Origin of the sequence: Micromonospora foliorum (assembly GCF_022229015.1) — a bacterium.
GTDB classification, from domain to species: Bacteria; Actinomycetota; Actinomycetes; order Mycobacteriales; family Micromonosporaceae; genus Micromonospora; species Micromonospora foliorum.
In genome coordinates this window covers 1-8,119 of sequence record NZ_JAKKFF010000077.1, presented here as the reverse complement: position 1 = coordinate 8,119, position 8,119 = coordinate 1, and the positions used below count along the sequence as shown (strand labels likewise).

The following is an 8,119-nucleotide window of genomic DNA, read 5'->3' as shown; positions in this document are numbered from 1 at the left end:
GCGGCCGCGACCGCGGCGGCGGGCAGCGGCGTGGACGCGCTCACCGGCCGCCTGCGCGGCTCCGCTGATGCCCTGCGTCGGCGCTCCGGCGACCAGAGCAGCAATGACAAGAGCGGCGACGCGACGAACGACCAGGACGCGAAGAACGGCCAGGACGCGAGGAACGACCAGGACGCGACGAACGACCGGGACAGTACGGCGGCCGAGCAGCGGCGGGGGAGGTGACCATGGCGGGGAACACCAACGCTGCCGGCCTCGGGGACAAGCTTCGTGGCCAGTTGGCCGACGAGGTGCGCAACCTGGCCGGGGCGATCGGCGAGCGTGCGATGAGCGTGGTGACCGAGCGGATCACCGGCGCGACCGGCCGCCTCAGCGAGTACGCGCGCCAGGGAGGCGGTCCCGGTCTGATCGCCGCCGCCACCGGCGCGCAGAAGCTGGCCGAGGGCGGGTCGCCGGTGAAAGCGATGCTGCACGCCGGGGTGGCCGGCGGTAAGGAGAAGGTGATGTCGGCTCTGGGCCGCACGGGCGGCGGTAAGGGCAGCGGCAAGAAGAAGGTCACCAACATCGTCGAGACGATCGAGGTCGGTGTGCCGGTCCGGGCCGCGTACAACCAGTGGACGCAGTTCGGCGACTTCCCGAGCTTCATGAAGAAGGTCGAGCAGGCCGAGAACGACTCGGACGAGAAGATGACCTGGAAGGCGCAGGTCTTCTGGTCGCACCGGACGTGGGAGTCGACAGTCGTCCGCCAGGTGCCGGACAAGCTCATCCACTGGCGGTCGAAGGGCGAGAAGGGCTCGGTCGACGGCACCGTCAGCTTCCACGAGGTCACCCCGGACCTGACCCGCATCCTGGTGGTGCTGGAGTACCACCCGCAGGGGCTCTTCGAGCACACCGGCAACCTGTGGCGCGCCCAGGGCCGGCGGGTGCGGCTGGAGTTGAAGCACTTCGTCCGGCACGTCATGACCGAGGCGGTGCTCGACCCGGACCAGGTCGAGGGCTGGCGTGGCGAGATCCGCGACTCCCAGGTGGTCAAGGACCACGAGACCGGCCTGCGCGAGGAGCGGGAGCAGCGCGAACGGGGGCAGGAGCAGCGCGGTGGGGCGCCGGCCGGCCCGGAGGAAGACGAGTACGCCGAGGAGGAGCCGGCCGAGGAAGAACCGCGCCGCCGGCCCGGCGGGCGACTGCGCCAGCGTCCGCAACGGCGACCGGCCGAGCCGGAGTACGACGAGGAGTACGAGGCGTACGAGGACGGCTACGACGAGGGGTACGCGGACGAACCCGACGAGGAGCCTCCGCCGCGGCCCCGACGTCGCGCGCCGGAGCGGGCCCGCCGGCCCCAGCCCCGTGAGGAGCCGCAGCGACCCCGTCCGCCGGTCCGACGTGGATCCGAGCCGCCGCGCCGGCCCGTGGTGCGCCGCCGCCGCGAGGAGGACGAGTGACGCTGGCCGCCGGCGATGCCGCCGCCGGGGGAGCCCTGGAACACGTGGGCTCCGCCGGCGGGCTCGCCGACGTGGTGGAGACGGTGCTCGACAAGGGCGTGGTGATCGACGCGCAGGTGACGGTCGGGGTCGTCGGCATCCCCCTGGTGGAGATCAACGCACGGGTGGTGGTGGCGAGCATCGAGACGTACCTGCGGTTCGCCGAGGCAATCGACCGGCTGGACATCTCCCCGAGCGAAGGTGGAGGGCTGGGCGGCCTCGTCGGCGGTGTCACCGGCGCGGTCCGGGACGTGACCGGGTCGGTCCGGGACGTCACCGACGCGGTCGGTGACGCCACCGGCAACGTGCGGGACCTCGGGAGGGGCTGACATGGCAGGGGAGACCGGACTTTTCGTCTACGGGCTGGTGCCGGCGGACGTGGAGGCGACGCCCGACGCCGCCGGGGTCGGCGAGCCGCCCGGCGAGGTGACTGTGGTTCGGCACGGCGACCTCGGGGCCCTGGTCAGCGAGGTGCCGTTGGATGCGCCACTGGGCCGGTCGGCCGACCTTCGGGCGTACCAGGAACTGCTGGACGGGACAGCGGTCGTGGCGCCGGTCCTGCCGGTGCGGTTCGGCACCGTGGTCACCGGCCCGGACGCGGTGCTCGACCTGCTGCGACCGCACCACGACCGGTTCGCCGCCGCGCTCGCCGAGTTCGAGGGCAGGGTGCAGTACGTCGTGCAGGGCCGTTTCGAGGAACCGGCGTTGCTGCGCGCCATCCTCGACGAGAACCCGGCCGCCGCCCGGCTGGCCGAGCAGGTGCGTGGCCGGACCGAGGCGGCCAGCCGGGAGCCCCGGATCCGGCTCGGGGAGCTGATCAGCCAGGCGGTGGAGCTGCGCCGCGAGGCGGAGAACCGGCGGCTGCTCGACGCGACGGCCGAGTACGTCGTCTCCACGCAGATGCGCCCGCCCGGCCACGAGATGGACGGGGCCCACGTGGCTCTCCTGGTGGACACCGACCAGGAGGACGCCCTCGTCGACGTGCTGGAGGAGTACGCGCGGGATCGCCGGGGCCTGCTGCGGATGCGGCTGCTCGGGCCGCTCGCCCCGTACGACTTCGTCGACACGCACCAGCTGGCGGGCTGACCGGTGGACCTGCTCTGGGCGCTGCTGACCCTCCCGTACGCGCCGGTGCGCGGTCTCACCGCGGTGGTCGGGGTGGTGGCCCGGGAAGCGGAGGCGCGACAGCGGAACCCGGTGAACATCCGGCGCGAGCTGGAGGCGTTGGACGCGGCGGCGGCAGCCGGTGAGCTCAGCGCCGAGGAACGCGACCGGGCCGAGCAGCGGGTGCTGGACCGGCTCACCGGGGGCGGGGGCCAGGCCGGTGAGCGGCCACGTCCGCGCCGGCAGGGCCCGACCCGCCAGGAAGGAGTGCGCCATGACCGACGGCGACCGCGCCCGGCGACGTGAGCCGACCGCCGACGGTTACTCCGACGAGGAGTACGTCGAGCCGGTGTCGGCGGCGGAGGCCGCCCGGGCGGGGCTGCGGCAGCTCGTCGAGTTGACCGGTCGCGAGCCGTCGGTGACCACGTCGCTGGAGGCCACCGAGGACGGTTGGCTGGTCGGGGTGGAGGTGGTGGAGACACGCCGGATCCCCAACTCCACCGACCTGCTCGGCCTCTACGAGGTGGAGCTGGACGTCGAGGGAAACCTGCTCGGCTATCGACGGGTGCGGCGCTACCAGCGCGGGAAGAGTGAGGTGGATTGAGATGACCGCTGGGCAGCCGCCGTCGGTGGTGCAGAACTCGGGCCAGGTGCTGCCCGCCGGTCACGAGCCGGCGAACCTGGGCGACATCCTGGAGCGGGTGCTCGACCGGGGCATCGTGATCGCCGGGGACATCCGGGTCAGCCTGCTCGACATCGAGCTGCTGACGTTGAAGCTGCGACTGGTCATCGCCTCGGTCGACACCGCACGTCAGATCGGCATCGACTGGTGGGAGCACGACCCGTGGCTCAGCTCGCGGGCCCGTCCGCCGGTGGAGTTGGAACCGCGTGAACCGGCGCAGGTCGAGGTGGAGCGGCGGTCCCGGGCGCGACGTCGCGGCGCCGAAGTGGAGGAGTGGGATGAGTTCGACGGCTGAGGTGACCACCCAGCGGTCTGCCCCGGCCGCCGGGGCCTGGCTGCACGGCGTGGTTCGGGACGTCGAGCCGGCGACGTTGGCGGGGATCGCCGGAATGGATGGTGGCCCGGTCCGGGCGGTGTCCGCCGCTGGGCTGGTCGCCGTGGTCAGCGCCGCGCCGATGGACGAGTACGGCGAGGAGCCGTTGCGCCGCAACCTGGAGGACCTGGTCTGGTTGGAGCGGGCGGCTCGGGCGCACCACGCAGTGGTCGAGACGTTGGCCCGCCAGGGGCCGGTGGTGCCGGCCCGGCTCGCCACCGTGCACAGCGGCGACGACGGGGTGGCCGCGTCTCTCGCCGCCCGGCGTGCCGAACTGGTCGCCACCCTGGATCGGCTGACCGGGCGCGGCGAGTGGGGCGTGAAGGGTTACCTGGTTCCGGGTGCCGCCAGCGTGAACGCCGAGGCGGCGAGCGCCGGCGGGGTGGGGACGGCGTATCTGCGTCGCAGACGCGCCCAGTTGACCGCCCGGGAGGAACACCAGCAGGTGGCGAGCGCCGCCGCGGACGCGGTGCACGCCGCCCTCTGCGAGGTTGCCGTGGCGGGCCGCCGGCACGCCCCGCAGGACCGGCGGCTCTCGGGTGCGCCCACGCCGATGGTCCTCAACGGGGCGTACCTGGTCGACGTCTCGGCGTTGTCCCGCTTCACCGACCTGCTCGGGTCGTTGGGTGGCCGGCACCCGGGGGTGCGGCTGGAGTTGACCGGCCCGTGGCCGGCGTACTCCTTCGTGGCGGAACGGCCGGCTCCCGACGGCGTCGTCGGGGAGTCGCGGTGACCGCCGCCCTCGCGCCGAACAGCGCGGACGATCCGCTGGCCTACCGGCCGGTTGCCCTCGTCGACCTGCTCGACCGGGTGCTCGCCACCGGGGTGGTGATCAGCGGTGACATCACCCTGTCCATCGCCGAGGTGGACCTGGTCCGCATCTCGCTGCGCGCGCTGGTCGCCTCGGTCGGGGCGCTGGCCTCGCCGGAGAACACCGGATGACCGGGCGGGACGAGGCTGGGGAGCTGGCCGCCGCGCTGGGCGCCCAGTCGTGGCAGCCGCCCCGGGTCACCCCGCTGGACCGTCGGATCACGGTGGACCGGGACTCGGTCGAGCGCGGCCTGGCCAGCCTGGTGCTCACCGTCGTCGAGTTGCTGCGGCAACTGATGGAGCGGCAGGCCCTCCGCCGGGTCGATCTTGGCGACCTCTCCGAGGAGCAGGTCGAGCGCATCGGGGTGACGCTAATGGCACTGGAGGAGCAGATGACGGGGCTGCGCGAGCACTTCGGCCTGGCCCCGGAGGACCTGAACCTGGACCTCGGCCCGCTTGGCCCACTGCTCCCCACCGAATGACCCGTGGCCGCACCGGGCAGCCGGCGGCGACCTCTGCGCGGGCCGCCGCCGGCAGCCTGGGTCAGGCTGGCAGCCGGACGATGTCGTAGTCGGTGCTCGGCGTCGACTCCACGTCGAACCGACCGTTCACCACGTACAACGCCGAGCCGAGCAGGTCGCCGGTGGCCGGCGAACGCAGCTGCGGGCCGGTGATCTCGCGCTGCACCACGCCGGCGGTGTACCCGGCGTTCATCCGGACCACCGCGACGACGTTGGTCAGGTTCCGGATCACGTAGAGGGTGCGTCCGCGCAGCACCAGCCCGTCGGCCCGCTCCACCGAGTAGCCGCCGAGGTCGACGAGGCGGCTCCCGCCGGTACGCGGGTCGACGCGCACCAGCTGGCCGGACAGCATCTGCGCGACCAGCAGATCGCCGTCCGGCAGTGCCACGATCCCGTTGTGGTAGACGTCCGGAGTGGCGGCCGGACCGCTGAGCTGCAGCACCTGGAAGGCGGTGGGGGCCGGAAGACGGCCACCCGGGCCCAGGGGCACCACGTACAGCACCTGCCGCGCCGAGTCGGTGAAGTAGACCGCTCGCTCGGTGATCACAAGGTCGTTGACGTAGCTGCCCGGCACGTCGGTGAACTGGTAGTGGGCCAGCTTGGTGCCGGTGTCCGCGTCGTACACGCTCGCGCCGCCGCCGGAGAAGTCGGCGGTCCAGAGCCGGCCCTGCGGGTCGAGCTTGAGGCCCGCCTTGTCGGTGCCGGGTGTGCCGGGAATCAGCACCGAGCCACGACCGGTGCGTAAGTCACCCCGCCAGACGGCACCGTCCAAAATGGACCCCACGAACACGGTGGTGCCCCGGCCGATCGTCAACCCTTCCGGGGTGAACCCGTTCGGCAGCGCGATCCGGGTGGGGAACGGCTTCGTCGGATGAGCCGTCGCCGGCGCGCCGATCGAGACCAGGGTCGCCGCCGCCACGAGGGGGACGAGGAGGAGAGAGAGCCGCTTGCGCAAGGAACACCACCTGACGTCGCAGTGGATGACTCCACTGAGGAATGTGACGTCCTAGGAACGTCCTGGGCGCGACAAAAGGTTGTGCTGTTCTGATCATTGGCGGTTGGCGGCGTACGCGGCCAGCCCGGCAACCTGGGCCGGGTCCAGCGACGGGCGTACCCGGGCCCGGGCGGCCGACACGTGCGCGGCGGTGACCGTGGCGGCGGCGAGCGACTCCCGCATCGCGGCCAACGCCGCCTCGCGGACCAGCGCCGCGCAGTCCGCGGCGGAGAAGCCGGTCAGCTCCTCGCCGAGGGCGGACAGGTCGACGTCCGGTGCCAACGGCACCTGCCGGGACGCGGCCCGCAGGATCTCCGCGCGGGCGGGCCCGTCCGGCGGTGGCACGTAGACCAGCCGCTCCAGCCGGCCCGGCCGCAGCAGCGCCGGGTCGACGAGGTCCGGCCGGTTCGTCGCGCCGACCACCACCACGTTGCGCAGGGTCTCGATCCCGTCCAGTTCGGTGAGCAGGGCGGCGACCACCCGGTCCGTGGTGCCCCCGTCGGTGGCCTGGCCGCGTACCGGTGCCAACGCGTCCACCTCGTCCAGGAAGATCAGGGTGGGGGCCGCCTCCCGGGCCCGACGGAACAGCTCGCGGACCGCGCGTTCGCTCTCACCGACCCACTTGGAGAGCAGTTCCGCGCCCTTGACCGACAGCACGTTGGCCCGCCCCGACCCGGCCAGTGCGGTGACCAGGTAGGTCTTGCCGCAGCCCGGCGGCCCGTAGAGCAGCACGCCGCGCGGCGGCTGCACGCCGAGCCGGGCGAAGGTGTCCGGGTAGGTCAGCGGCCACAGCACCGACTCGGTCAGCGTCTGCTTGACCTCGTCCAGCCCACCCACGTCGTCAAGGGTCACCGAGGCCAGGTCCAGGGTGGACGCCGCCATCGTGGTCGGCCGGACGACCTCCCGGGCGGCGGTGAAGTCGGCCATCGACACCGTCGGCGTCTCGGCGGACTTCTGTCGCAACGCGGCGCGTACCCCGGCCTCCCGGACCAGCGCGGCCAGGTCCGCCGCGACGAACCCCGGGGTACGCGCGGCCACGTCGTCCAGCCGGACGTCGTCGGCCAACGGCACCTGCCGGGTCAGCACGGTGAGCTGTTCGCGGCGCAGCGCCTGATCCGGGAGCGGGACGCTGATCCGCAGCGACAGCAGGTCGGGCGCGCGCAGGGCGGGATCGACCGCCTCCGGCCGGCCGGTGGTGCAGACCACGGCGACGCCGGCGCGGATGCTCTCCGCCAGCACCTGCCGGAACACCGTCGCCACCGGGCCGGGATCGTCCGCGGGTGCGAGCGCCTCGACATCGGTGACCAGCAGTACCGCCGGCCCGCCGGCTCGGGCCGCCGTCGCCGCGACGCGCAACCGCTCGGCGGCGGCCTGACTCGCCAACGCGGCCACCTCGGGTGCCCAGAGCGGGTGAACGCGGGCACCGACCCGGGCGGCCACGGCCCGGACCAGCGCCGACTTCCCGGAGCCCGCCGGGCCGACGAGCAACACCCCCAACGAGATGGTGGTGCCGAGGCGGCCCAGCACCTCCCGGTGGTGAAAGCCGAGGTCCAGCAGCTCGGTCAGCTCCTCGGCCTGGGCCCGCAGCCCGGGCAGCTCGTCCACGTCGGGCGCGTCCTCCGCCGGAACTGCGTCGCCGCTCGTACCCGGCCGGGCCGGCGCGGTGCCGACCGGGGCGGGCCCGCCGTGGGTCGTCGCACCGTGCTCCCAGGCGACCGATGTGCCCATGGTGACCAGTGCGCCGGCCGACGGCTCGACCGTGACCACGCTGAGCAGGGTGCTGGTCCAGGCGAAACCGACGGTGTTGGCGAGGCTGCGTCGCGCCGCCTCGACCAGGCTGCGGACCGAGGCGTCCGGCAGCACGTCCTGCGGCAGCAGCGACACGTCATCGCCGGCGGTGAGCACCTTGCCCAGCAGGGCGAGTCGGAGCATCTCCGGGCTGACCGCCGCGACGACCCCCACCGGCCCGGCCAGGACGACGCGGCTCGCCGACACCAACGGCACCGGACTCACCCGCACCTGACCGCCGTCGCGCAGACCCAGGTTGCCCAACGTCAGGTCGTCGGCGTACAGCAGGGCGCTGCTCGCGCCCGGCCCGGCCGCCGCCGCGATCCCGGCCGTCTCCCGGCGGCCGGCAAGGCGGACCGGGTCGCCGGG

At 73.6% G+C, this 8,119-nt stretch carries 11 protein-coding genes and 1 pseudogene; 10 read left to right on the top strand and 2 right to left on the bottom strand.

The window, feature by feature from the left end; genetic code table 11:
* The 10 genes and pseudogenes from PSH25_RS07475 to PSH25_RS07430 all read left to right on the top strand — a co-directional run.
* Positions 1 to 225 (top strand): annotated as a pseudogene (locus PSH25_RS07475) (hypothetical protein); the annotation flags it as partial.
* A 2-nt stretch (positions 226 to 227) separates the two neighbouring features.
* Positions 228 to 1,439, top strand: coding sequence for an SRPBCC family protein (locus PSH25_RS07470; RefSeq protein WP_238658300.1), 1,212 nt, complete (start codon positions 228 to 230; stop codon positions 1,437 to 1,439).
* Positions 1,436 to 1,807, top strand: a complete 372-nt coding sequence (gene gvpJ / locus PSH25_RS34290) for a gas vesicle protein GvpJ (RefSeq protein ID WP_238658299.1) — start codon at positions 1,436 to 1,438, stop codon at positions 1,805 to 1,807. Before PSH25_RS07470 ends, gvpJ begins: the two co-directional genes overlap by 4 nt.
* A gap of 1 nt (position 1,808) precedes the next feature.
* Positions 1,809 to 2,564: a GvpL/GvpF family gas vesicle protein gene (locus PSH25_RS07460; RefSeq protein ID WP_238658298.1), complete on the top strand. Its 756-nt coding sequence runs from the start codon at positions 1,809 to 1,811 to the stop codon at positions 2,562 to 2,564.
* A gap of 3 nt (positions 2,565 to 2,567) precedes the next feature.
* Positions 2,568 to 2,888 (top strand): gas vesicle protein GvpG, encoded by a 321-nt coding sequence (locus tag PSH25_RS07455; protein WP_238658297.1) that lies wholly within the window; start codon positions 2,568 to 2,570, stop codon positions 2,886 to 2,888.
* On the top strand, positions 2,857 to 3,186 hold the full coding sequence (locus PSH25_RS07450) for a gas vesicle protein GvpO (RefSeq protein ID WP_238658296.1): 330 nt from the start codon (positions 2,857 to 2,859) through the stop codon (positions 3,184 to 3,186). Before PSH25_RS07455 ends, PSH25_RS07450 begins: the two co-directional genes overlap by 32 nt.
* 1 nt (position 3,187) lies before the next feature.
* Positions 3,188 to 3,559, top strand: coding sequence for a gas vesicle protein (locus tag PSH25_RS34285; protein ID WP_238658295.1), 372 nt, complete (start codon positions 3,188 to 3,190; stop codon positions 3,557 to 3,559).
* Positions 3,543 to 4,370: a GvpL/GvpF family gas vesicle protein gene (locus PSH25_RS07440; protein WP_238658294.1), complete on the top strand. Its 828-nt coding sequence runs from the start codon at positions 3,543 to 3,545 to the stop codon at positions 4,368 to 4,370. The genes PSH25_RS34285 and PSH25_RS07440 overlap by 17 nt, the downstream gene beginning before the upstream one ends.
* Complete coding sequence (locus PSH25_RS07435) at positions 4,367 to 4,579, top strand: gas vesicle protein (protein WP_238658293.1); 213 nt, start codon at positions 4,367 to 4,369, stop codon at positions 4,577 to 4,579. The genes PSH25_RS07440 and PSH25_RS07435 overlap by 4 nt, the downstream gene beginning before the upstream one ends.
* Positions 4,576 to 4,929, top strand: coding sequence for a gas vesicle protein K (locus tag PSH25_RS07430; RefSeq protein ID WP_238658292.1), 354 nt, complete (start codon positions 4,576 to 4,578; stop codon positions 4,927 to 4,929). The genes PSH25_RS07435 and PSH25_RS07430 overlap by 4 nt, the downstream gene beginning before the upstream one ends.
* A gap of 61 nt (positions 4,930 to 4,990) precedes the next feature.
* Here PSH25_RS07430 and PSH25_RS07425 read toward each other — a convergent pair whose 3' ends face one another.
* Entirely contained in the window at positions 4,991 to 5,923 is a 933-nt protein-coding gene (locus PSH25_RS07425) for an SMP-30/gluconolactonase/LRE family protein (RefSeq protein WP_238658291.1), read from the bottom strand.
* A gap of 93 nt (positions 5,924 to 6,016) precedes the next feature.
* Positions 6,017 to 8,119 (bottom strand): AAA family ATPase (locus PSH25_RS07420; RefSeq protein ID WP_238658290.1); only part of this gene is annotated, 2,103 nt, incomplete at its 5' end.